The 23,296-nt window shown below is 70.0% G+C and carries 18 protein-coding genes; 15 read left to right on the plus strand and 3 right to left on the minus strand.

Annotated features, from left to right (window positions below; all coding sequences use genetic code 11):
- The first annotated feature begins 46 nt into the window (after positions 1-46).
- A complete protein-coding gene (locus ACN20J_RS42910; RefSeq protein ID WP_190232532.1) occupies positions 47-1,627 on the plus strand; it encodes an alpha-L-fucosidase in 1,581 nt (526 codons plus the stop codon).
- 109 nt (positions 1,628-1,736) lie between these two features.
- Here the strand turns inward: ACN20J_RS42910 and ACN20J_RS42915 are convergent, their stop codons facing one another.
- On the minus strand, positions 1,737-2,840 hold the full coding sequence (locus ACN20J_RS42915) for a LacI family DNA-binding transcriptional regulator (protein WP_190232533.1): 1,104 nt from the start codon (positions 2,838-2,840) through the stop codon (positions 1,737-1,739).
- A gap of 259 nt (positions 2,841-3,099) precedes the next feature.
- On the opposite strand from ACN20J_RS42915, the gene ACN20J_RS42920 reads away from it, so the two are divergent.
- The 6 genes from ACN20J_RS42920 (at position 3,100) to ACN20J_RS42945 (ending at position 12,749) form a co-directional block, all read left to right on the plus strand.
- Positions 3,100-4,383: an ABC transporter substrate-binding protein gene (locus ACN20J_RS42920; RefSeq protein ID WP_361887188.1), complete on the plus strand. Its 1,284-nt coding sequence runs from the start codon at positions 3,100-3,102 to the stop codon at positions 4,381-4,383.
- 5 nt (positions 4,384-4,388) lie between these two features.
- A complete protein-coding gene (locus ACN20J_RS42925) occupies positions 4,389-5,321 on the plus strand; it encodes a carbohydrate ABC transporter permease (protein ID WP_419668093.1) in 933 nt (310 codons plus the stop codon).
- Positions 5,318-6,229 (plus strand): carbohydrate ABC transporter permease, encoded by a 912-nt coding sequence (locus tag ACN20J_RS42930; protein WP_372505536.1) that lies wholly within the window; start codon positions 5,318-5,320, stop codon positions 6,227-6,229. Before ACN20J_RS42925 ends, ACN20J_RS42930 begins: the two co-directional genes overlap by 4 nt.
- Positions 6,230-6,373: 144 nt before the next feature.
- Positions 6,374-7,591 (plus strand): glycoside hydrolase 5 family protein, encoded by a 1,218-nt coding sequence (locus ACN20J_RS42935; protein WP_189839729.1) that lies wholly within the window; start codon positions 6,374-6,376, stop codon positions 7,589-7,591.
- A 36-nt stretch (positions 7,592-7,627) separates the two neighbouring features.
- Complete coding sequence (locus ACN20J_RS42940; protein WP_419668094.1) at positions 7,628-9,643, plus strand: endo-beta-N-acetylglucosaminidase; 2,016 nt, start codon at positions 7,628-7,630, stop codon at positions 9,641-9,643.
- Between the two features lie 88 nt (positions 9,644-9,731).
- A complete protein-coding gene (locus ACN20J_RS42945) occupies positions 9,732-12,749 on the plus strand; it encodes an alpha-mannosidase (protein WP_419668095.1) in 3,018 nt (1,005 codons plus the stop codon).
- 149 nt (positions 12,750-12,898) lie between these two features.
- Here the strand turns inward: ACN20J_RS42945 and ACN20J_RS42950 are convergent, their stop codons facing one another.
- The gene (locus tag ACN20J_RS42950) at positions 12,899-13,621 is read right to left on the minus strand and encodes a FadR/GntR family transcriptional regulator (RefSeq protein ID WP_419668096.1); all 723 of its coding nucleotides are present in this window, start codon (positions 13,619-13,621) and stop codon (positions 12,899-12,901) included.
- A gap of 166 nt (positions 13,622-13,787) precedes the next feature.
- On the opposite strand from ACN20J_RS42950, the gene ACN20J_RS42955 reads away from it, so the two are divergent.
- From ACN20J_RS42955 to ACN20J_RS42990, 8 genes are all read left to right on the plus strand, one after another.
- The gene (locus ACN20J_RS42955; RefSeq protein ID WP_055611022.1) at positions 13,788-14,873 is read left to right on the plus strand and encodes a sugar ABC transporter substrate-binding protein; all 1,086 of its coding nucleotides are present in this window, start codon (positions 13,788-13,790) and stop codon (positions 14,871-14,873) included.
- Positions 14,870-16,372 (plus strand): sugar ABC transporter ATP-binding protein, encoded by a 1,503-nt coding sequence (locus tag ACN20J_RS42960; protein ID WP_364192527.1) that lies wholly within the window; start codon positions 14,870-14,872, stop codon positions 16,370-16,372. The genes ACN20J_RS42955 and ACN20J_RS42960 overlap by 4 nt, the downstream gene beginning before the upstream one ends.
- Positions 16,365-17,402 carry an ABC transporter permease gene (locus tag ACN20J_RS42965; RefSeq protein WP_359712617.1) on the plus strand — a complete coding sequence of 346 codons (1,038 nt, stop codon included), beginning with the start codon at positions 16,365-16,367 and terminating at the stop codon, positions 17,400-17,402. The genes ACN20J_RS42960 and ACN20J_RS42965 overlap by 8 nt, the downstream gene beginning before the upstream one ends.
- Positions 17,403-17,527: 125 nt before the next feature.
- Positions 17,528-18,880 carry an L-fuconate dehydratase gene (locus ACN20J_RS42970; RefSeq protein ID WP_361918093.1) on the plus strand — a complete coding sequence of 451 codons (1,353 nt, stop codon included), beginning with the start codon at positions 17,528-17,530 and terminating at the stop codon, positions 18,878-18,880.
- Complete coding sequence (locus tag ACN20J_RS42975; RefSeq protein WP_419668097.1) at positions 18,877-19,632, plus strand: SDR family NAD(P)-dependent oxidoreductase; 756 nt, start codon at positions 18,877-18,879, stop codon at positions 19,630-19,632. Before ACN20J_RS42970 ends, ACN20J_RS42975 begins: the two co-directional genes overlap by 4 nt.
- Positions 19,633-19,652: 20 nt before the next feature.
- On the plus strand, positions 19,653-20,666 hold the full coding sequence (locus ACN20J_RS42980) for an aldo/keto reductase (RefSeq protein WP_419668098.1): 1,014 nt from the start codon (positions 19,653-19,655) through the stop codon (positions 20,664-20,666).
- Positions 20,663-20,977, plus strand: a complete 315-nt coding sequence (locus ACN20J_RS42985; RefSeq protein WP_189839324.1) for an L-rhamnose mutarotase — start codon at positions 20,663-20,665, stop codon at positions 20,975-20,977. Before ACN20J_RS42980 ends, ACN20J_RS42985 begins: the two co-directional genes overlap by 4 nt.
- Positions 20,974-21,831, plus strand: coding sequence for an amidohydrolase family protein (locus ACN20J_RS42990; protein ID WP_419668099.1), 858 nt, complete (start codon positions 20,974-20,976; stop codon positions 21,829-21,831). The genes ACN20J_RS42985 and ACN20J_RS42990 overlap by 4 nt, the downstream gene beginning before the upstream one ends.
- A gap of 20 nt (positions 21,832-21,851) precedes the next feature.
- Here ACN20J_RS42990 and ACN20J_RS42995 read toward each other — a convergent pair whose 3' ends face one another.
- Positions 21,852-23,273, minus strand: a complete 1,422-nt coding sequence (locus ACN20J_RS42995) for a lipase maturation factor family protein (protein WP_419668100.1) — start codon at positions 23,271-23,273, stop codon at positions 21,852-21,854.
- Positions 23,274-23,296 lie beyond the last annotated feature (23 nt).

Genomic DNA, 23,296 nt, shown 5'->3' on the forward strand with positions numbered 1-23,296 from the left:
ACGCCCGCAGCCCCGTTGACCACCTGACCTGAGGAGTCCGACCCGCATGGCAGTCTCCAGACGTCTCTTCGTCACGGCCGCCGCCTCGCTCGTGGCGTCCAGCGGTACGTCCCCGGCGCTCGCGCCTTCCGCATCCGCCTCCGCGCCCACGGTCTCTGGCTCGGCCACCGCCTCGGCCGAAGAGCCGTGGTACCGGATCCCCGTGAGCTCCGACGACACCCCGGAGGAGCTGGTCCGCAAGGCCTCCCAAGTCCGGCCCACGGAACGGCAGATCGCCTGGCAGGCCCTCGAACGCACCGCCTTCCTGCACTTCGGTGTGAACACCTTCACCGGCCTCGAATGGGGCACGGGGGACGAGGACCCCGACGTCTTCCAGCCGGTCGGCCTCGACACCGACCAGTGGGCGCGCGCCCTGCGCGACGGCGGCTTCAAGCTCGCCATCCTCACCGTCAAGCACCACGACGGTTTCGTGCTCTACCAGTCCCGCTACACCAACCACTCGGTGGCGTCGAGCAGTTGGCAGGGCGGACAGGGTGACGTCCTGCGCTCGTTCGCCGACTCGATGCGGCGTCACGGTCTCAAGGTCGGGGTCTACATCTCACCGGCCGACGAGAACCAGTACCTGCACGGCGTGTACGCCAACGGCAGCGCCCGCTCCGAGCGCACCATCCCCACCCGCGTCCCGGGTGACGACCGCCCGGACGGGCCCACCTTCACGCTCCCGGCCACCGACTACGGCGCCCACATGCTCGACCAGCTCTACGAGGTCCTCACCGAGTACGGGCCCGTCGACGAGGTGTGGTTCGACGGCGCCCAGGGCCGTATCCCGCCGGACAAGGTCGAGAAGTACGACTGGGACAGCTGGTACACGCTGATCCGGACCCTCGTGCCGGACGCCACGGTCGCGGTGTCCGGACCCGACGTGCGCTGGGTCGGCAACGAGGGCGGATTCGCCCGCGAGAACGAGTGGAGCGTCGTCCCCGTCCAGGAGAAGGACAACGGGCGCATGGACTTCGCGCTCTCGTACGACGCACCCGACATGGGCGGCCGGGACGCCCTGGTCGCCGCCCAGCCCGTGGCCGACTACCTCCAGTGGTGGCCGGCCGAGGCAGACGTCTCCATCCGCGACGGCTGGTTCTACCACGCCGACCAACAGCCCAAGTCCGTACAGCAGTTGATGGACATCTACTTCGGCTCGGTGGGCCGCAACTCGGTACTCCTGCTCAACATCCCCCCGGACAAGCAGGGCCTCCTCCCGGCCGCCGACGTCACCCGCCTACGGGAGTTCCGCGAACGAATCGACCGCGAACTGCCGGAGGACCTGGCCCGCGGCGCCCGGGTCACCACCTCCCCGGGCACGATCACGGTCGACCTAGGCCGGACCCGCGAGGTGAACCGCATTCGCCTCGCCGAGGACATCCGGCACGGGCAACAGGTGGAGGGCTTCGTGGTCGAGGCCCAGTCAGGCGGGGCCTGGACACGGGTGGCCGAAGCGGGCACGCTCGGCGCGAGCCGCATCCTGCTTTTGCCGACTCCCGTACGGGCAAGGCACTGGCGAGTACGGGTGACACGCTCGCGCCGACCGGCACACCTGGCCCAGTTCGAGCTGCACCGCTCGCGCCCTTAATTAGGAGTGCTGGGCTGGCCCCGCGCCCCTTTCAAGGGGCGCGGGGAACTGCGCACCCAGCCACTCCAACCCGCAGGCAGAACACACCCCCGCCCTAACCCCCTCCCGCTCAAGCCCGGCAGGGCCCCGTACTCTCCCGGGAAATCAACCGCGGCACCGGCACCCGCACAGCCCGCGCCGGCCCCCCGTCCAGCAGCGAGGTCAGCTCCTTCGCGGCCGTCCGGCCGAACTCCACCGTGTCGCGGGAGAGCGCCGACAGCCACGGCTTGACCATGCGGCACAGCGCCGAGTCCTCCCAGGCGACGACCGAGACGTCACCCGGCACCGAGAAGCCCAGCTCCGTCGCCGCGGCGACTCCGGCGACGGCCATCACGTCGTTGTCATAGATCAGCGCGGTTGGCCGCGAACCGCCCTCCACAACGCCGTCCTCCACCGTGCCGCCCGCTGGAATCTCGCCCTCCAGGACCCCGCCTTGCAGGACCCGCCGCGTGACGGCGGCCCCCTCCGCGTCCGAGTAGTCCGTGGTCACCGAGCGCACCTCGGCGAGTCCGCGCCGATCGGCCTCGGCGCGCAGCGTACGGATGCGGCGCTCGGTGTGTGCGAGGCCGGGCAGGCCCGCGATGTGCACGATCCGGCGGTGCCCCAGCGCGGACAGCTCGTCCACGACGGCGGCCATGGCGCCCGCGTCGTCCGCCCAGACGGTGGACAGACCCGGGTGCCGCGCGTCCGGCGCCCCGCCGATGACCACCGCGGGCAGTCCCAGTTCGTCCAGCAGGTCCGGGCGCGCGTCGTCCGTCCGGGGGTCGACGACCAGCACCCCGTCCACACGGTGCTCCGCCCACCAGCGCCGGTACACCGCGCACTCGTCGTCGACGTCCTCGACCACCTGGAAGAGCAGGCCGAGATGACGCTCCGCCAGGACCTCCTGGATGCCGGAGATGAGCTGCAGGAAGAACGAGTCCACGCCCAGGGTGTCCGCGGGCCTGGCCAGGACGAGACCGACCGTCGCCGCACCTTCGCCGGACAGTTGGCGCGCCGCCGTGCTGGGCCGCCAGCCCAGTTGCTCGGCGACCCGGCGCACCCGGTCACGGGTGATCTCGGAGACCCCCGGCCGGTCGTTGAGCGCGAAGGAGACCGCGCTCTCGGAGACCCCGGCGCGCTGCGCGATGTCCTTCATCGTCGGCCGGCGCGCGGGAGACCGCTTGGCTGGCAACCTTGCTCCCCATTTCATGAAGCCGTGCTCAATGAAGCCCTGCTCAATGGGGCTCCGCACTAATGCGCTTGAGTCAGGTCACTCTAAAGCGCATTAGTGATCGGTTGCAAGAGGCGATGCACAAGCTTGTGACCTGGTCTTATGTGCAGCTAATGAATTTAGCGGGGCGGAATCCATTGACTTCCCCACCGGGATGGATGCAAGGTCTGCCCGTCACCCCTGACCCACACCGTCGCAAAGGAGCCCGGTCACCGTGCGCATGCCCCGCAGAGCACTCGCCGCCGCTGTCGTCGCCCTAGCCCTGCCGCTCAGCGCCTGCGGCTCGGGAGGTGACGAGGGCGGTTCCACGGACGCCTCTGGCAAGGTCGAGGGCGACATCACCTTCCAGACCTGGAACCTGAGGGCCAACTTCAAGCCGTACTTCGAGGGCCTGATCGCCGACTTCGAGAAGAAGTACCCCGGCACGAACGTGAAGTGGGTCGACCAGCCCGCCGAGGGTTACGCCGACAAGATCAGCGCGGACGCGGCCGGCGGCACCCTGCCCGACGTCGTGAACGTCTCGCCGGACCTCGTCGCCCCGCTCGCCAAGGCGGGCCTCGCGCTCGACCTCGACAAGTCCGCCGCGAAGTACAAGAAGGAGTACCTGCCGGGCGCCTGGGCCAGCCACGAGATACCGGGCATGGAGGGCACGTACGCCTTCCCCTGGTATCTGAACACCGGCCCGCTGTTCTACAACAAGTCGCTGTTCAAGGAGGCCGGCCTGGACGCCTCGAAGCCGCCGAAGACGTACGACGAACTCTTCGACGACGCCCTGGAGCTGGCGGACAAGAGCGACGGCAAGGTCGCCACCCTCGCGAACGTGCCCACCATCGAGGACTTCGGCCGCTACGGCGTCGAGCTGATGAACAAGGAGGGCACCGCCTTCGCGTTCAACGACGCCAAGGGGGTCGAACTCCTCACCAAGTACAAGGAGTTGTACGACGCCAAGGCGCTCGACTCGCAGGCGCTGACCGCGACCCCGGAGTCGTCCGGCAAGAAGTTCCTGACCGAGGCCGTCGCCATGAACCCGGGCAGCGCCCTGGACCTCGGCAACTTCAAGAAGCAGGCGCCGAACCTCTACAAGAACATCGGCATCACCGACCAGATCACCAGCACCGGCAAGGTCAACATGTACGTGATGGGTGTGATGGTCAACGCCCAGACCAAGCGGACGCCCGCCGCGGTCGCCTTCGCGCACTTCGTCACCGACGCGCAGAACCAGATGTCGTTCGCCAAGAAGGTCGCGATCTTCCCGAGCACCGCCGGTTCGCTGGACGACCCGTACTTCACGAAGGAGGACGGCACGGACGAGACCCGCGTCCGGATCGCCGCCGCCAAGTCCCTGAAGAACGCGGTCAATTACACCCCGGTCCTGTTCAGCGAGCAGATGAAGACCGAGCTGCGGAACTCCGTCGCCAAGGCGCTCCAGGGCAAGGTGAGCCCCCAGGAAGCCCTCGACAACGCTGTCAAGGCGTGCGACCGGCTGCTCAAGCAGCAGGGCTGACCGGCATGGCGAGTTCCTCCAGCACCGCTTCCTCCGGCACCGCCCCTCACCGTGCCGTCACCACGCGGGTGCGGCGCCAACTGCCCACCAGTCCCTGGCTGTTCGCCGCCCCGGGGCTGCTGGTCGTCGGCATCTTCATCCTGTACCCGTTCGTCTCGACGCTGGTCAACGCCTTCACGGACCGCCGGACCCTGATCCCCGGCGAGTTCGTGGGCCTGGCCAACTTCCGGGAGCTGCTGCACGACGAGATGTTCTGGATCGGCCTGCGCAACAGCACGCTGTACGTCCTCGGGGTGGTCCCCGCGCTCGTGCTGCTGCCCCTGCTGCTCGCACTCCTGGTCCAGAAGAACATCCCCGGCATCGCCTTCTTCCGGTCGGCCTTCTACACCCCGGTCGTGGCGTCCATCGTCGTGGTGGGACTCATCTGGGTGTGGCTGCTCGACGAACGCGGCCTGGTGAACTCGCTGTTGGAGACGATCGGCGTCGGCAGGGTCGGCTTCCTCAGCGACCAGTGGCTGCTCCTGCTGAGCGCCATGGCCGTCACGGTCTGGAAGGGCCTCGGCTACTACATGATCATTTATCTGGCCGCGCTCGCCAACGTGCCGCGCGAGCTGCACGAGGCCGCGTCGGTGGACGGCGCGGGCGCGTTCCGCCGCTTCCTCACGGTCACCGTGCCCGCCGTCCGCTCCACGATGGTGCTGGTCGGCGCGCTCTCCTCGGTCGCCGCCTTCAAGGTGTTCTCCGAGGTCTATCTGATGGCCGGCCCGGACGGCGGCCCGGCGGGCGAGGACACCACACTCGTGATGCTCGTGCAGCGCACCGGCACCGGCCTGACCGGCCGGGTCGGCTACGCCTCCGCCATCTCGGTCGTCGTCTTCGTCGTCACCGTCGCGCTGATGCTGCTCGTGCTGCGCGCCGACCGGAAGGAGGACGCGTGAGCATCGCAGAGAAGGTGCGCGAGGAACCGGCCGTCACCGAGGCGGCGCCCCGCCGCAAGCGCGTCACCGACGAGCACGGCCGAAGCGTCCGGGTGTGGGAACTCGCCCTGCGCTACCTGCTGTTGATCGCCGTCCTCGCGCTGACCGTCGGGCCGTTCGTGTGGCAGCTGTCCACCTCGCTGAAGGGCCCGACCGAGGACATCTTCAGCTCGCCGCCCAAGTTCCTGCCGAGTGACCCGACCCTGCACAACTACGAACGGGTCGCCGAGACCATCCCCGTATGGGACTACGCGTTCAACTCGCTGAAGGTCGCCACCACCAACGTCGTGACGAACTGCGTCGGTTCGGCGCTCGCGGGCTACGCACTCGCCCGGCTGCGCTACCGCGGACGCAAGGTGACCACGCTTGTGTTCATCCTCGCGATGCTCGTGCCCGTGGAGGGCATCATCATCGCCCAGTTCACGACCATGCGTGAGCTCGGTCTGAACAACACCCTCATCGGGGTCGTCCTGCCCGGCTGCATCGGCGCGATGAACGTCCTGCTGATGCGCAACGCGTTCCTCAACCTCCCCTACGAGATCGAGGAGGCGGCCTACGTGGACGGGGCGAACGTCTGGCAGCGGTTCCTGCGGATCGCCCTGCCCTCGGTGAAGGGCACCCTCGCCGTCGTCGCGATCTTCGCCTTCATGGGCGCCTGGGACGACTTCCTGTGGCCGCTCATCGTGCTCAGCGACCCGGACAAGTTCACCCTGACCATCGGCCTCAACTACCTGCACGGCACCTTCGCCAACGACGAACGGCTCGTCGCCGCGGGCACGATCATCGCCGTGGCACCGCTGATCGCCCTCTTCGCCTGCCTCCAGCGGTACTTCTTCCGCGGTGTCGGCGAGGGCGCGGTCAAGGGCTGAGCCCTCGGCAACCACGGGCTCGCCCGCCCACACCACCACGGGCTCAGCCGCCCACGCCGACCCCGGGCTGAGCCGCCCGCAAGACCCACACACACCCCCACGTACGCACCCCAGAACCAGGACTCCTGCATGCCGCCTTCTGTCGTGCGCTTCGGCGTCAACTACACCCCGAGTGAAGGGTGGTTCCACCACTGGCTGGACTTCGACCTCGACTCCGTACGGGCCGACCTCGACTCCATCGCCGCACTCGGCCTGGACCACATCCGGGTCTTCCCGATCTGGCCCTACTTCCAGCCGAACCGTTCGCTGATCCGCCCGCGGGCCGTCGAGCAGCTCGTCGCCCTCGCGGACGCGGCGGCCGAGCGCGGCCTCGACGTCAACGTCGACGGTCTGCAAGGGCACTTGTCCAGCTTCGACTTCCTGCCCGCGTGGACGCAGACCTGGCACCGGCGCAGTCTGTTCACCGACCCCGAGGTCGTCGAGGGGCAGGCGGAGTATCTGCGGACCCTCGCGGCGGCACTCGCGGACCGGCCCAACTTCATCGGCATGACCGTCGGCAACGAGGTCAACCAGTTCTCGGCGGGCCCCCATCCCGACCCCGACCGGGCGGAGCCGGCCCAGATCGACGCCTGGCTGGAGCGGATGCTCACCGCCTGCGAGAAGGGCGCGCCGGGCAAACTGCATCTGCACGCGGAGTACGACGCGGCCTGGTACCAGGACGACATGCCGTTCACCCCGGCCCAGGCCGCCCGGCGCGGCGCGGTGACCGCCGTCCACTCGTGGGTCTTCAACGGCACGGCCCAGCGGCACGGACGTACCGGAGTCGCGACCGAACACCACGCCGCCTATCTGATCGAGCTGTCCAAGGCCTGGGCCGACGACCCGTCCCGCCCGGTCTGGCTCCAGGAGGTCGGCGCCCCGGCGCCGCTGGTCCCCGCCGAGCACGCCGCCGCCTTCACCGCGGCGACCGTCGCGAACGCGCTCGACTGCACCGACCTGTGGGGCATCACCTGGTGGTGCTCCCACGACGTGTCCCGCGATCTCGCCGACTTCCCCGAACTCGAATACGGGCTCGGCCTGTTGACCAACGACCGCCGCCCCAAGGACAGTGCACGGGCGCTGGCCCGCACGGCCCGCGAGCACACCTACGCCCCCAAGACCCGTACCACCGCGCTCGTCGTCCCCGACGACCCCGCCGGCCGCTCGCTCTGCGCGCCCGGCGGGCCCGTCTTCGAGGCGTTCTTCCGGCTCACCGCGGACGGCGCCCGCCCGGCCACCGTGCTCGCCTCACGCGCGGACGACGAGGAACACCTCGCCGCCCGTGGCATCACCGAAGTCGTCACACCCGATCAGGTTCCGTAGTCCCCCACAAGAACTCCCACAAGGAGGCACTTGCTCGTGAACCCCACCAGACGCACCGTCCTGCTCGCCGCCGGTACCGGGGCGGCAGCCGCGCTGCTCCCGGTCTCGTCCGCCACCGCCGGGCCGAGGGCCGCCGCGGCACTCCAGCCGTACGCGTCCTACTGGTACCCGGACTCGTTCCCCTCGGGCACCCCGGGCGCCGGCATCACCTGGCGCAGCCTGAAGGCATGGCGTGCCGCCGACGACACCGACCTGGCGTTCAACGCGGCGTCCGTGCCGCTCGCCACGCGCTTCACCCCGACACCGGCGAACACGACGGCCCGCTCGGGCCAGGCCCGTATCCAGTCCCTGGTCTCCTTCGGCCCGACCGCGAGCAACCCCTCGCAGGGCGCGGCCAACGCCGACTACTACGCCCTCACCCACTGGTCGTACGTCGACGAGCTGATCTTCTGGGGTGGCTCCTCCGGCGAGGGCCTGATCCTCGCCCCGAACGCGCCGATCGTGGACGCCGCACACCGGCACGGCGTGCCCGTCCTCGGCAATGTCTTCCTGCCGCCCACCGCGTTCGGCGGACAACTGCAGTGGACCCGTGACCTGGTGCAGAAGGACGCGTCCGGGCACTATCCGCTGGCCGCGCAGCTCGTGGCGGTCGCGGAGGCGTACGGGTTCGACGGCTGGTTCATCAACGCTGAGACCAGTGGCGGGAACGCCGCCCTGGCCACCGACATGCTCGGCTTCCTCACCGAGCTCAAGACGCTCGGATCGGCGAAGGGGCAGCGCGTCACCTGGTACGACTCCATGACCGTGAGCGGCTCGGTGAGCTGGCAGGGCGCCCTCAACAACCAGAACAGGGTGTTCTTCCAGGCCGCCGACTCGATGTTCGTCGACTTCCGCTGGTCGTCGAGCAGTCTCGCCTCCTCGGGCACGACGGCCCAGCAACTCGGCCGCAGCCGCTACGAGTTGTGGGCCGGTGTCGATGTGGAGGCCAACGGCTGGAACCGCTCCGTGAACTGGGACGCCATGGTGCCCAGCGGCTCGGCCCATGTCGTCTCGGTGGGCTTCTACCGGCCCGAGTGGACCCGCAACCACCTGCCCGCCGGGCGCACCCCCGGCGACTTCCACGCCGCCGACGACCGCTTCTGGACCGGACGCTCGCTCGATCCGGCGAAGCCCGACGCCACCGACACCTGGCGGGCCCCCGCCGTCTCCGTCGCCGACCGCTCGACGGTGACCTCGGTCCCCTTCGCGAGCACCTTCAACACCGGGCACGGACTGCGCTGGTACGAGGAGGGCAAGGTCACCTCGACCGCCGCCTGGAACCATCTCGGCCTCCAGGACCGGCTGCCCTCCCGGCGCTGGGTCGTGCGCACGACGGGCGCGCGTCCCGCCGTCACCTTCGACTTCGCGGACGCCTGGAGCGGCGGCAGCAGCGTCCTGGTCGCCGGAGCCCTCGACGCCCCCGCCACCCTGGACCTCTACGCGACCAGGCTCCCCATCGGCGAGGACACGGTCGTCGAACTGACCCACCGTGCCGAATCGGGGAGCGTGACGGTCGAACTGGCCGTCGCCACCGCCGAGCCGTCGGCCGCGGGCCAGCCGTACGCGTACACGTACTTCCCGGTCACCGTGGGCAGCGGCTGGGGGACCTCGACCGTACGGCTGACCGGTCTTCCGGCGGGCGGCACGGTGCACGGCCTCGGTGTCCGGCTCACCGGGGGCGGTGGCGCGGTGAAGTGGCGGCTCGGCGGTATAGCCGTACGGAACCAGGCCGCCCAGAGCCCCTCCGTCCCGGCCGACCTGGCCATCACCGGCGCCACTGGAGGCGACCTGCGCTTCGCGTGGCGGGCCGTCCCCGGTGACATACGCCACTACACGCTGCACCGGGTCCTGCCCGACGGCACCCGGCGGTTCCTCGGCGGCACCGCCCAGCGGGCCTTCTTCGTCGGCGGATTGACACCCGAGGGCGGTGAGTCCACGGCGAGGTTCGAACTGCGGGCCGTGGGGGAGCTTTACACCGCGTCGGCCCCCGCTACCGTCACACACACCTGGTGACCGCCGACCAGGTGGTCACCATCGAAAGCCGGTGTTGACCACCGACACCGAGCAGCAACCCGCACAACGGAGTTACGGAGCACCTCACATGCATGACGACCGCAGCCTGGTCGAAGCCCGCCTCAAGCGTGTGCTCGACGAGCGCATACGACCCGCCGTGTACCCCGAGTCGGTACCCCTGGAAGTGGCGGTGTGGAACGCGCCCGGCGAGCCCGTGCCGGTCGACGAAGGGCTGTCCGCCCCGGTCGAACTGATCGAGGCGGGCGCGCGGTGGGGTGCTCCGTGGGGCACCAGCTGGTTCCGGGTGACCGGGACCGTGCCCCAGGAATGGGCCGGGAAGACCGTCGAGGCGATCCTCGACCTCGGCTTCGACGAGAACATGCCCGGCTTCCAGTGCGAGGGCCTCGTCTACCGGCCCGACGGCACGCCGGTGAAGGGCCTGAACCCGCGCAACCAGTGGGTGCGGATCGGCGCCCCGGTCGAGGGTGGCGAGGAGGTGCGGCTGCACGTCGAGGCCGCGTCCAACCCCGTCATCCTCGACTACCACCCCTTCCAGCCCACGCAGTTGGGCGACAAGGAGACCGCGGGCAGCGAACCGCAGTACAAGCTGGAGCGGATGGACCTCGCCGTCCTCGACGAGTCGGTGTGGCAGCTGGTCATCGACCTGGAGGTGCTCGGCGAGCTGATGGCCGAGCTGCCGGTGGAGTCCGCCCGACGCTGGGACATCCTCCGGGCCGTGGAGAAGGCCCTCGACGCCGTCGACCTGCAGAACGTGGGCGGCACGGCGGCAGCGGCCCGCACGTACCTCGAAGGGGTGCTGTCCGCCCCCGCCGTCCCCTCCGCCCACCGCATCAGCGCCATCGGCCATGCCCACATCGACTCGGCGTGGCTGTGGCCGCTGCGCGAGACCGTACGCAAGGTCGCCCGGACCACCTCCAACATGACGGCCCTGCTGGAGGACGAGCCCGACTTCGTCTTCGCCATGTCGCAGGCCCAGCAGTGGGCCTGGGTGAAGGAGCACCGGCCCGAGGTGTGGGCGAAGGTGAAGAAGGCCGTCGCCGACGGGCGGTTCGTGCCGGCCGGCGGCATGTGGGTCGAGTCGGACACCAACATGCCGGGCTCGGAGGCGATGGCCCGTCAGTTCGTGCACGGCAAACGGTTCTTCCTCGACGAGTTCGGCGTCGAGAACGAGGAGGCGTGGCTGCCCGACACCTTCGGCTTCGCCGCCGGACTGCCGCAGATCATCAAGGCGGCGGGCTCCAAGTGGCTGCTCACGCAGAAGATCTCGTGGTCCCAGACCAACAAGTTCCCGCACCACACCTTCCAGTGGGAGGGCATCGACGGCACGCGGATCTTCACGCACTTCCCGCCCGTGGACACGTACAACTGCTCCATGAAGGGCAGCGAGATCGCCCACGCGGCGAAGAACTTCAAGGACAAGGGCGTCGCCCGGCACTCCCTCGCGCCGACCGGCTGGGGCGACGGAGGCGGTGGCACGACCCGCGAGATGGTCGCCAAGGCGGCCCGGCTGCGGGACCTCGAAGGCTCGGCGACCGTCGTCTGGGAGACCCCGGAGAAGTTCTTCGAGAAGGCGGAGGCCGAGTACCCCAACGCCCCTGTGTGGGTGGGTGAGTTGTACCTGGAGCTGCACCGCGCCACGCTCACCAGCCAGGCCAAGACCAAGCAGGGCAACCGCCGCAGCGAACACCTCCTGCGCGAGGCCGAGTTGTGGGCGGCGACCGCGGCCGTCCGGACCAAATTCACGTACCCGTACGAGGAGTTGGACCGGCTCTGGAAGACGGTGCTGCTCCACCAGTTCCACGACATCCTGCCGGGCTCGTCCATCGCGTGGGTGCACCGTGAGGCCCGTAAGACGTACGAGGCGGTCGCCGAGGAGCTGAAAGGCATCATCGGCGCCGCCCAGCGCGCGCTGGCCGGTGAGGGCACGACCGCCCTCGCCTTCAACTCGGCGCCCCACATCCGCGACGGGGTGCCCGCCGGCGGAGCGCGGACCCCGGCCGTCGGCGGCGAGTGCACGCTGGTGCCTCGCACGGACGGCGGCTATGTGATCGAGAACGGACGGCTGCGGATCGAGATCGACGAGCGCGGACTCGTGGTCTCCGCGTTCGACCTCGCCGCGGACCGCGAGACCCTCGCGCCCGGCAAGGCGGCCAACCTGCTCCAGATCCACCCCGACTTCCCCAACATGTGGGACGCCTGGGACGTCGACGAGTTCTACCGGAACACGGTCACCGACCTGGTCGACGCCGACGAGGTCGCCCCCGGTGACGACGGCGTCTCGGTCCGGATCGTACGGACCTTCGGGGCGTCGAAGGTCACGCAGGTGCTGTCGCTCGCGCCGGGGGAGTGGCGGCTCGACATCGCCACCGAGGTCGACTGGCACGAGACGGAGAAGTTCCTGAAGCTGGCCTTCCCGCTCGACGTGCACGCCGAGCGGTACGCCTCCGAGACGCAGTTCGGGCACTTCTTCCGGCCGACGCACACCAACACGTCCTGGGAGTCCGCCAAGTTCGAGGCCTGCAACCACCGGTTCGTCCACATGGAGGAGCCCGGCTGGGGTGTGGCGGTCGTCAACGACTCGACGTACGGCCATGACGTGACGCGGGCCGTGCGCGACGACGGTGGTACGACCACCACGGTCCGCGTCTCGCTGCTGCGTGCCCCGCGCTTCCCCGACCCCGAGACCGACCAGGGCGTCCACCGTTTCCGGCACGCGCTGGTGCCCGGTGCCGCGATCGGCGACGCGGTGCGCGAGGGCTGGCGGATCAACCTGCCGGAGCGGAAGGTCGTGGGCGGGGCCTCGGAGGTCGCGCCCCTGGTGGCCGTCGCCCAGGACGCGGTCGTGGTGACCGCGGTGAAGCTCGCCGACGACGGCAGCGGTGATGTGATCGTCCGCTTCCACGAGTCCCGCGGTGGCCGCAGCCGGGCCACCCTCACGGCGGGCTTCGATGTCGAGGCCGTCACGGTGACGGACCTGCTGGAACGGCCGCTGGCCGACGCGGTCGCCCCGGAGCGGGATGGCAACAGGCTCACGCTGAAGCTCCGGCCGTTCGAGCTGGTGACGCTGCGACTCAAGCGAGCCTGAGGTTCCTTTCAGGGTGCGGGTGGGCTGTGGTTGCTCGCGCAGTTCCCCGCGCCCTTAAAAGCGAAGACCGAGACGCGGCCCCGTCTTTGAGGGGCGCGACAAGCGCCCACCGGCCCGCAGGTAAGTCACATCGGACCCGGTTCCAGCCCCTAAGGCTGGAGCTGGGTCCGAAGCCACTGCTCCACCTCACCCACATGCGCAGCCGCAGCCGCCCGGGCGGTCTCGGGATCGCGGGCGACCAGCGCACGGTGGATGGCCGCATGCTCCCGCCGGGTGCGCTCGAACGCGCCCTCCTCCTGGTACCCGCGCCAGACCCGGGCGCGGAACGTGCGCGACGAGAGTCCCTCCAGGATGGCCGCCATCGTGTCGTTGCCCGCGGCGACACCGATCGCGCGGTGGAACGCCAGGTCGTGGGAGAGGATCTCCTCCGGATCGTCCGTCGCGTTCATGGCCGTCAAGTGCTTCTCGACCTCGGCCAGTTGGTCGGCGGTGATCCGTGCGGCGGCGAGCGCGGTCGCCGTCGACTCCAGGATGCGCCGCACTTCGAGGAGCTCGACCAGCCCCGGGCCCCGGGAGAGGTCCGCGACCACGCCGAAGGTCTCCAGCAGGTCGCCGGCCTCCAGTTGCGTGACGTAGATCCCGGACCCGTGACGGGCCTCCAGGACGCCCAGGACCGTGAGGGCCCGGATCGCCTCGCGCATCGAGCTGCGCGAGATGCCCAGCTGTGACGCCAGATCCCGCTCGGTCGGCAGCCGCGCGCCGGGCTCCAGACGGCCCTCGCCGATCATCGCCTTGATCTGGTCAATGGCGCGCTGCGTCACGCTCTCCTTCTGCGGGGCCGCCGTCGTCCCCTGGGGCAGGCTCTCGTCCACGCCATGTCCTCCTGTTGCCGGGTGCGCCGCAGTCTAACCACTGAGGTGGTCCGACCACTACGCATGAAAACCAGGGAAAATTGCGGTCCAGGGGTGTTGTCAGGGGGAAGTGGTCTGATAAATATGCGTGGCACCTGCTCGATCACGCTCAACGAGGAGCCGATACATGGCCGGCAGAACAGTGCGGTACCGGAACGGTCGAAACACCTCACGGGCGATACGTGCGGCGGCCGTTGCCGCCTGCGCCACGCTCGTACTCGCGGCATGCGGCAGCACCAAGGACAACGTCGCCTCCAAGGGCGACGGCGGAGGCGACGGCAGCGGCAAGGTCGGCGTGATCCTGCCCCTGCTGACCTCGCCGTTCTGGCAGTCCTACAACGACTACGTGCCCAAGATGGCGAAGACCGAGGACGTCGACGCCCTCAAGACCGTCAACTCCAACAGCGACCCGACGCAGCAGATCACGGACATCAACAACCAGCTCAACCAGGGTGTGAAGGGCCTCGTCGTGGCCCCCCTGGACAGCGCCGCGATCTCCGCCGGCCTCGACCAGGCCGAGCGCAAGGGCGTGCCCGTGGTCGCCGTGGACGTGGCGCCCGAGAAGGGCAAGGTCGCGATGGTCGTACGCGCCAACAACGTCGCGTACGGGGAGAAGGCCTGCGAGTACCTCGGCAAGCAGATCCCCTCCGGCAAGGTCGTGCAGATCATGGGCGACCTGGCCTCGGTCAACGGCCGGGACCGCTCCGAGGCCTTCCGGGCCTGCGTCAAGGAGAAGTTCCCGAAGCTGAAGGTCCTGGAGATCCCCGCGAAGTGGGAGTCCGACACGGCGGCCTCCAAGCTGGACACGCTCCTCAACGCCAACCCGGACATCAAGGGCATCTACATGCAGGCGGGCGGCGTCTACCTCGCGCCCACGCTGCAGACCCTGAAGTCCAAGGGGCTGCTGAAGACGGTCGGCCAGAAGGGCCACATCGCGATCGTCTCGAACGACGGCATCCCGCAGGAGTACGACGCCATCCGCAAGGGCCAGATCGACGCCACCGTCTCGCAGCCGGCCGACCTCTACGCCAAGTACGGCATGTACTACATCAAGGCCGCGATGGAGGGGAAGACCTTCAAGCCCGGCCCGACCGACCACGACTCCGAGATCGTCAAGCTGCCCAGCGGCATCCTCGAGGACCAGCTGCCCGCGCCGCTGGTGACCAAGGAGAACGTCGACGACCCCGAGCTGTGGGGCAACACGGTCAAATGAGCACACCACTCGTTGAGGCGCGGGGCATAGCCAAGCGGTACGGCCCCACGGTCGCCCTCGCCGACGGACAGCTGACCGTGCACGCGGGCGAGTCCCATGCCCTCGTCGGCCGCAACGGCGCGGGCAAGTCCACCCTCGTCACCGTACTCACCGGCCTCCAGGCCCCCGACGAGGGCACGGTCAGCTTCGACGGCGAGCCCGCGCCCGCCCTCACCGACCGGGACGCCTGGCGCCGCAAGGTGGCCTGCGTCTACCAGAAGCCCACCGTGGTCCCCGAGCTGACGGTCGCCGAGAACCTCTTCATCAACCGGCAGCCGCAGGGCCGCGGCGGCTTCATCAGCTGGCGCCGCCTGAAGACCGAGGCCGCCGAGGTCCTCGACACCTGGGACGTCCACGTCGACCCGGACGCGCGGACCGCCGACCTCAAGGTCGAGGACCGCCAAATGGTGGAGATCGCCCGGGCGTTGAGCTTCGGCGCCCGGTTCATCGTCCTCGACGAACCGACCGCCCAGCTCGACAACCGGGAGATCGAGCGCCTCTTCACCCGCATGCGCGCGCTCCAGGAGTCCGGCGTCACGTTCCTGTTCATCTCGCACCACCTCCAGGAGGTGTACGAGGTGTGCCAGACCGTGACGGTCCTGCGCGACGCCCGCTGGATCACCACGGCCCCCGTGGCCGAGCTGCCGCGGGCGGCCCTGGTCGAGGCCATGGCGGGGGAGTCCATCGCCGCCGTGGAGGAGAAGGCCTCCCGCGGCGACGTGGACGCGGGCGCGCCCGTCGTCCTCGAAGCACACGGGCTCACCTCGGAGTCGTACGAGAGCATCGACCTCACCGTCCGCGGTGGTGAGGTCGTCGGTCTCGCCGGATCCAGCGGCAGCGGCAAGATCGAACTGGCCGAGTCCTTCGCGGGGCTGCACACGCCGACCGGCGGCACCGCCCAACTGGACGGCAGGCAGCTGCCGTTCGGCGATGTGACGGCCGCGCTGCGTGCCGGAGTCGGGTGTGTCCCGCGCGACCGGCACGGGCAGGGGCTCGTCTTCGGCATGACCGTCGGCGACAACGCCACGATGAGCGTCCTGGACCGCCTCGGCCGGTACGGATTCGTCGGCACCGACCGCAAGCGGGGCTTCGCCGACGAGCTGATCGACCGCCTCGACATCCACACCGAGGGGCCCGACCAGCCCGTGTCCGACCTCTCCGGCGGCAACGCGCAGAAGGTCGTCATGGCCCGGGCCCTCGCGTCCGACCCCCGGCTGCTGGTCCTGATCAACCCCACCGCGGGCGTCGACGTGAAGTCCAAGGAGTCCCTGCTCTCCCGTATGGACTCGGCCCGGGACGACGGCACCGCCGTCCTCGTCGTCTCCGACGAACTCGACGACCTGCGCCGCTGCGACCGCGTCCTCGTCCTCTTCCACGGCCGCGTCGTCGCCGAGCACCCGGCGGGCTGGCGCGACCACGAGCTGATCGCCTCCATCGAAGGAGTGGACCACCATGGCTGACACGAAGGCCCCGTCGGCCTCGGCCTCCACCCCCCTACGGCCACTCAAGAGCAAGGCCGACGCCAAGGCCGTACTCCTGCGCAGGGCGCGCGAACTCGCCCTCGTACCGGCCCTGTTGCTGCTGCTCGTGCTCGGTGCGTTCGTCAACGACGCCTTCCTCACCGAGCAGAACATCATCTCCATCCTGGGCGCCTCGGCCGCCCTCGCGATGGTGGTCCTCGCCGAGTCGCTCGTGCTCATCACCGGCAAGTTCGACCTGTCGCTGGAGTCGGTCGTCGGCATCGCGCCCGCCGTCGGCGCGCTGTTGCTGCTGCCCGCCGCGCAGTCGGGCTGGGGCACGGAACTGCCCGCCCCAGTCGCCCTGCTCGCGATCCTCGTGGTGGGCGCGATCATCGGCGGCTTCAACGGCATCCTCGTGGTGAAGCTCAAGCTCAACGCGTTCATCGTGACGCTGGCGATGCTGATCATCCTGCGCGGTCTGCTGGTCGGCGCGACCGAGGGCAAGACGCTGTTCGGGATGCCCGACGCCTTCTACACCCTGGCCACCACCACCTTCCTGACCGTGCCGATCTCGGTGTGGCTGGCGGCGGCGTCGTTCGGCGTCGCCGGGTTCTTCCTCAAGTACCACCGCCTGGGGCGCGCGCTGTACGCGATCGGCGGCAACGCGGACGCGGCGCGCGCGGCCGGCATCCGGGTCGAGCGCGTGATGCTCGGCGTGTTCGTCGTCGCCGGGACGCTCGCCGCGGTCGGCGGGCTGATGCAGACCGGCTACGTCGGCGCGATCAACGCCAACCAGGGTCAGAACATGATCTTCACGGTGTTCGCGGCGGCGGTCATCGGCGGCATCAGTCTCGACGGTGGCAAGGGCACGATGTTCGGTGCCCTTACGGGCGTCCTGCTTCTTGGGGTGGTCCAGAACTTGCTCACTCTTGCCCAGGTTCCGTCCTTCTGGATCCAGGCCATTTACGGGGGAATCATCCTGGTTGCCCTGATGATCGCCCGTGTTACCACCGGCCGTGCACAGGACTAGGCGTGGTGTGCACCGCGGGTCCGTTGTGGCTGAGCGCGCAGTTCCCCGCGCCCCTTGAGGGGCGCGCCCTGGGTGCACCGGGCTTCGGTAGTCCGCCTCCTCGTCCCTGACCGAAAGGCACTTCTGTGTCCTCATCCGCCGCCTCCCGCATCACCGCGGTCGACACCTACGACATTCGTTTCCCCACCTCGCGTGAGCTCGACGGCTCCGACGCGATGAATCCGGACCCCGACTACTCGGCCGCGTACGTCGTGCTGCGTACGGACAGCGACGACACGGCCGGTGGCCTGGAGGGGCACGGGTTCACCTTCACCATCGGGCGGGGCAACGACGTCCAGGTCGCCGCGATCGAGGCGCTGCGCCCGCACATCCTGGGCCGGCCGGTGGACGAACTGTGCGCGGATCCCGGCGCGTTGAGCCGGGACCTGATCGGGGACAGCCAACTGCGGTGGCTCGGGCCCGAGAAGGGCGTGATGCACATGGCGATCGGCGCCGTCGTCAACGCCGTCTGGGACCTGGCCGCCAAGCGCGCGGAGAAGCCGCTGTGGCAGCTGCTCGCCGACGCCACGCCCGAATGGCTCGTGTCCCAGGTGGACTTCCGCTACATCGCGGACGTCCTCACCCCCGAGGACGCGCTCCGCCTGCTGAACGAGGGCCGGGAAGGCGTGACGGAACGTGTCGCGCTGCTGAAGGAGCGCGGCTTCCCCGGCTACACGACCTCGCCCGGCTGGCTCGGCTACTCCGACGAGAAGCTGACCCGGCTGGCCCGCCAGGCCGTCGCCGACGGCTTCACCCAGATCAAGCTGAAGGTCGGCGCGGACCTCGCGGACGACGTACGCCGCTGCCGGGTGGCCCGTTCCGTCGTCGGCCCCGACATCCGTGTCGCCATCGACGCCAACCAGCGCTGGAACGTCGACGAGGCCATCGAGTGGACCAAGGCGCTCGCCGAGTTCGACCCGTACTGGATCGAGGAGCCGACCAGTCCCGACGACGTCCTCGGCCACGCCGCGATCCGCAAGGCGATCGCCCCGGTCAAGGTCGCCACCGGCGAGCACGTACAGAACCGGATCATCTTCAAGCAGCTGCTCCAGGCGGGCTCCATCGACGTCCTGCAGATCGACGCGGCCCGAGTCGGCGGAGTCAACGAGAACCTCGCGATCCTGCTCCTGGCGGCCAAGTTCGGCGTGCCGGTCTGCCCGCACGCCGGCGGCGTCGGCCTGTGCGAACTGGTCCAGCACCTCTCGATGTTCGACTACGTGGCACTGTCCGGAACGACCGAGGACCGCGTGATCGAATACGTCGATCATCTGCACGCCCACTTCCTCGACCCTGTGGTGATCAGAGAGGGTCACTACATGGCACCCACCTCACCGGGCTTCTCGGCGACCATGCGGCCGGAGTCCATCGCGGAGTTCACGTTCCCCGGCGGCACCTTCTGGGCCGCCGACCTCGACCGGCAGAAGGAGCAGGCGGCATGAGCGACTTCGAGGGCCTCAAGGCCCTGGTGACGGGCGGCGCCTCCGGCATCGGCCGCGCCACCGCGGAACTCCTCGCCTCCCGCGGCGCCCAGGTCGCCGTCCTCGACCTGGACCCCACCAGCGTCGAGAAGCCCCTGCTCGGCTACGAGGCGGACGTCACCGACGACGACTCCGTACGCCGGGCCGTCACCGCTGCGGTCGCCGACCTGGGCGGTCTCGACGTGCTGATCAACAACGCGGGCATCGGCGCCCAGGGCACCGTCGAGGACAACGACGACGAGGTCTGGCACCGCGTGCTGGACGTCAACGTCGTCGGCATGGTCCGCACCGCCCGCGCGGCCCTGCCGCACCTGCGGAAGTCCTCGCACGCGGCCATCGTGAACACCTGCTCCATCGCGGCCACCGCGGGCCTCCCGATGCGCGCCCTGTACTCCGCGTCCAAGGGTGCCGTCCTGTCGCTGACCCTCGCCATGGCCGCCGACCACGTCCGCGAGGGCATCCGCGTCAACTGCGTGAACCCCGGCACGGTCGACACCCCCTGGGTCGGCCGCCTCCTGGACGCCGCGACGGACCCGGCCGCCGAACGGGCCGCGCTGGAGGCCCGCCAGCCCACCGGCCGCCTCGTCACCGCGTCCGAAGTCGCGGGCGCCGTCGCCTACTTGGCGAGCCCGCTGTCCGGCGCCACCACCGGCACCGCGCTCGCCGTCGACGGCGGAATGCAGGGGCTGCGACTGCGTCCGGCGGGCCAGTGAGCGGGGCAGCGAGCGAGCCGGTGAACCGACTCGGCCGCAGCAACGTCGAGATCACCGCCCTCGCCCTCGGCGCCGCCGGCATCGGCAACCTCTTCACGGAGGTCCCCGACCAGCAGGCGTACGAGACCGTGGGCGCCGCCTGGGACGCGGGCGTCCGGTACTTCGACACCGCGCCCCACTACGGCATCGGCCTCTCCGAACGCCGCCTGGGCGCCGCCCTGAGCGAGCGCCCCCGGTCGGCGTACACCATCTCGACCAAGGTGGGCCGCCGTCTGGAGCCCAGCGACGCGGGCGGCGACGACCTCGCCAACGGTTTCGCCGTGCCCGCCACACACCGCCGTGTTTGGGACTTCAGCGCGGACGGCGTACGCCGCAGCCTGGACGCCAGCCTGGAACGGCTCGGCCTCGACCGGGTCGACGTCGTCTACCTCCACGACCCGGACGACCACGCCGAACAGGCCTTCCGGGAGGGCTATCCGGCGCTGGAGAAACTCCGCGCGGAGGGCGTGGTGGGCGCGATCGGCGCGGGCATGAACCAGGCCGAGCTGCTCACCCGCTTCATCCTCGACACCGACGTCGACGTGGTGCTGTGCGCCGGGCGCTACACCCTCCTCGACCAGGGCGCGCTGACCGACCTGCTGCCGGCCGCGCAGGAGCGCGGGACCTCGGTCGTCATCGGTGGCGCCTTCAACTCCGGTCTGCTGGCCGACCCGAGGCCGGGAGCGACGTACAACTACACGGCCGCACCGCCCGAGATGCTGGAGCGCGCCCTCGCTCTCAACGCCATGGCCGACCGGCACGGCACCACCCTGCGCGCCGCCGCCCTGGCCTTCTGCGCCGCCCATCCGGCCGTCGCGGGCGTCCTCGTGGGAGCCAAGTCGCCGCACGAAGTCCGCGACTGCGCCGAGCAGTTCGCGACGCCCGTGCCCGCCGCCTTCTGGCAGGAGGTGCGGGACGCGGACCTCCTGCCCGCCGACGCCCCCGTACCCGGCGAGAACGCGTCGGAGCCGAAGGAGCCGAAGGAGCCGTCATGAGAGTGGCCCTGCACACCAAGGTCCGCGCCGACCGCATCACCGAGTACGACGCCGCCCACCGCGAGGTCCCCGAGAAGCTCACGGACGCGATCCGCGCCGCCGGAGCCACCTCCTGGACGATCTGGCGCAGCGGCACCGACCTCTTCCACCTCCTGGAGTGCGAGGACTACCCCCGACTCCTCGCCGAACTGGAGCAACTGCCCATCAACGTCGCCTGGCAGGCCCGGATGGCGGAGCTCCTCGACGTGGTGCACGACTACTCGGCCGAGGGCTCCGGGGCGGAGCTGCCGGTCGTATGGGAGCTGCCATGACCGCCGCACGCACGGGCGTCGTCGACGCCCACCATCACGTCTGGGACCTCTCCGTTCGGGACCAGGACTGGATCACCGGCCCCGAACTGGCGCCCCTGAGAAGGAACTTCACCGTCGAGGACCTGGAACCGGAGGCGCGTGCCGTCGGAGTCACCCGGACCGTCCTCGTGCAGACGGTCACGGTGGCGGAGGAGACCCCGGAGTTTCTGGCCCTCGCGGAGGCACACGACCTGATCGGCGGAGTCGTCGGCTGGACCGACCTCACCCGCCCCGACGTGGCCGACGAACTGGCCCGGCTGCGCGAACTGCCGGGTGGCCGCCACCTCAAGGGCATCCGCCACCAGGTCCAGGGCGAACCGGACCCCGAGTGGCTCCTGCGCGAGGACGTACGCCGGGGACTGGCGGCGGTCGCCGAGGCGGGCCTGGTCTACGACCTGGTGGTCCTCCCGAGCCAACTCCCGGCCTGCGCGAGGGCGGCGGAGCTCCACCCCGAACTCACCTTCGTCCTGGACCACTTGGGCAAACCCCCGATCGCCGCGGGCGAGCCGGAGCCCTGGGCCACCGGCATCCACGCCCTCGCCGCCCTGCCGAACACCGTCTGCAAGCTCTCCGGAATGGTCACGGAGGCGGACCCGAAGGGCTGGAAGGTGGGCGATCTGACCCGCTACTCGGACACCGTGCTGGAAGCCTTCGGCCCCGGCCGGCTCATGTTCGGCTCCGACTGGCCGGTGTGCCTGCTCGTCGCCTCGTACACCGAAGTGGCGGACATCGCGGGCCAGTTGACCGGGAAACTCAGCGAGAACGAACAGAAGGAGATCTTCGCGGCGACCGCTACCCGCGTCTACGGGATCTGACGCACAGTGCGGATCTACTTCTACGACTGCTGGACCACCACGTCGAGCCGCGTCGGCGGTAGGAATTCCCGTACGTACGTCCGCTCCCAGCAGGCGCCCGTCGCCCGCAATTCCTGCCAGGTCGTGTACCGGTAGCGGAAGAGGCGGGCCCGGACGTACCGGGGCGGTGCGTCCGGCGGGAACGGGGAGCTGCGCAGGAGACGCAGGGTGTCCCGGTCGTTCTCCAGCAGCCGCTCCACCAGCGCGCCGAACCACGGTTCGGCGTAGGCGGGGGAGAGCGCGGCGAACCACATCATCCAGTCGAGCCGCAGGTGGTACGGGGCGAACTGACGCGGCCAGCGCCGCGGATCGCCGGGCTTGCCCCTGAACTCGTACTCCCGCCAGTCGGAGTCCTCGTGGGGTACGGCGTCGGCCGTGCCCTCGACCACCACCTCGTACCGGATACGGCTGACGCTGCCGAACGCCCCGTAGGTGTTCACCAGGTGGAGGGGGTCGAAGGAGCGGTTCATGACCTGGCGGCGGGAGATCATGTTGCGGACCGGTCGGTAGCTCAGTGTCACGAGCAGCGCGGCGACCGCGAGGACCACGACCTCGTACCAGAGCGGGGCGCCGGGGACGTCCGGGGCCGTGCCCGGGAGCTCCAGTGCCGAGAGTGCCAGCACGATCGTGATCCAGTTCAGCCAGGAGAAGTTGCCGGACAGGATCAGCCACAGCTGGGTGAGGATCATCAGGGCTGCGGCGGCCGTGGCGACGGGCTGAGGCGTGAACAGCAGGACGGGCACGACGAGTTGGGTGAAGTGGTTGGCGGCCACCTCGACCCGGTGCAGCGGCTTCGGCAGATGGTGGAAGAACCAGCTCAGCGGGCCCGGCATCGGCTGGGTCTCGTGGTGGTGGTCGAGGCAGGTCAGCTTGCGCCAGCACGCGTCACCGCGCATCTTGATCAGCCCCGCGCCGAACTCGACGCGGAACAGGATCCAGCGCAGCAGGAAGAGCACCACGACCGGCGGCGCGACCTCGTCGTTGCCCAGGAAGATGGCGAGGAAGCCGGTCTCCAGGAGCAGGGACTCCCAGCCGAACGAGTACCAGGTCTGGCCGACGTTCACGATCGACAGATACATGAGCCAGGGCACCAGCCAGAGCAGCATGCCGCCCCAGAGCGGCAGCAGACCGTCCAGCCCGGCGACGAGCGCCACCGACACCGCACAGCCGGTCCACGCCCAGGCCGCGAAGAAGCGGTCGGAACAGCGGAGATGGAACACGCTCGGCGACCGCCGGAACGGCACCCGCGCCACGAACCGGGACACCGGCAGCATCCCGCGCTCGCCGATCAGCGCTCGGAACTGCAGCGCCGCGCCCAGGAACGCGACGAGATAGATCACGGCCAGAGCCTTCTGGAGGACCAGCTGGCTCATCCAGTACTCGGGGGCTGTGAACCACTCCACGGAGGCCGCTCCCTTCCCTTCCA

Origin of the sequence: Streptomyces sp. 2-1 (genome assembly GCF_048564895.1) — a bacterium.
Taxonomy (GTDB): domain Bacteria; phylum Actinomycetota; class Actinomycetes; order Streptomycetales; family Streptomycetaceae; genus Streptomyces; species Streptomyces phaeochromogenes.

Excerpts from the sequence above, each read along its gene's own strand:
- ACN20J_RS42910 (WP_190232532.1), top strand. The coding sequence starts at position 47 with ATGGCAGTCTCCAGACGTCTCTTCGTCACGGCCGCCGCCTCGCTCGTG.
- ACN20J_RS42920 (WP_361887188.1), top strand. The coding sequence starts at position 3,100 with ATGCCCCGCAGAGCACTCGCCGCCGCTGTCGTCGCCCTAGCCCTGCCG.
- ACN20J_RS42925 (WP_419668093.1), top strand. The coding sequence starts at position 4,389 with ATGGCGAGTTCCTCCAGCACCGCTTCCTCCGGCACCGCCCCTCACCGT.
- ACN20J_RS42945 (WP_419668095.1), top strand. The coding sequence starts at position 9,732 with ATGCATGACGACCGCAGCCTGGTCGAAGCCCGCCTCAAGCGTGTGCTC.
- ACN20J_RS42955 (WP_055611022.1), top strand. The coding sequence starts at position 13,788 with ATGGCCGGCAGAACAGTGCGGTACCGGAACGGTCGAAACACCTCACGG.
- ACN20J_RS42960 (WP_364192527.1), top strand. The coding sequence starts at position 14,870 with ATGAGCACACCACTCGTTGAGGCGCGGGGCATAGCCAAGCGGTACGGC.
- ACN20J_RS42965 (WP_359712617.1), top strand. The coding sequence starts at position 16,365 with ATGGCTGACACGAAGGCCCCGTCGGCCTCGGCCTCCACCCCCCTACGG.
- ACN20J_RS42975 (WP_419668097.1), top strand. The coding sequence starts at position 18,877 with ATGAGCGACTTCGAGGGCCTCAAGGCCCTGGTGACGGGCGGCGCCTCC.
- ACN20J_RS42985 (WP_189839324.1), top strand. The coding sequence starts at position 20,663 with ATGAGAGTGGCCCTGCACACCAAGGTCCGCGCCGACCGCATCACCGAG.
- ACN20J_RS42990 (WP_419668099.1), top strand. The coding sequence starts at position 20,974 with ATGACCGCCGCACGCACGGGCGTCGTCGACGCCCACCATCACGTCTGG.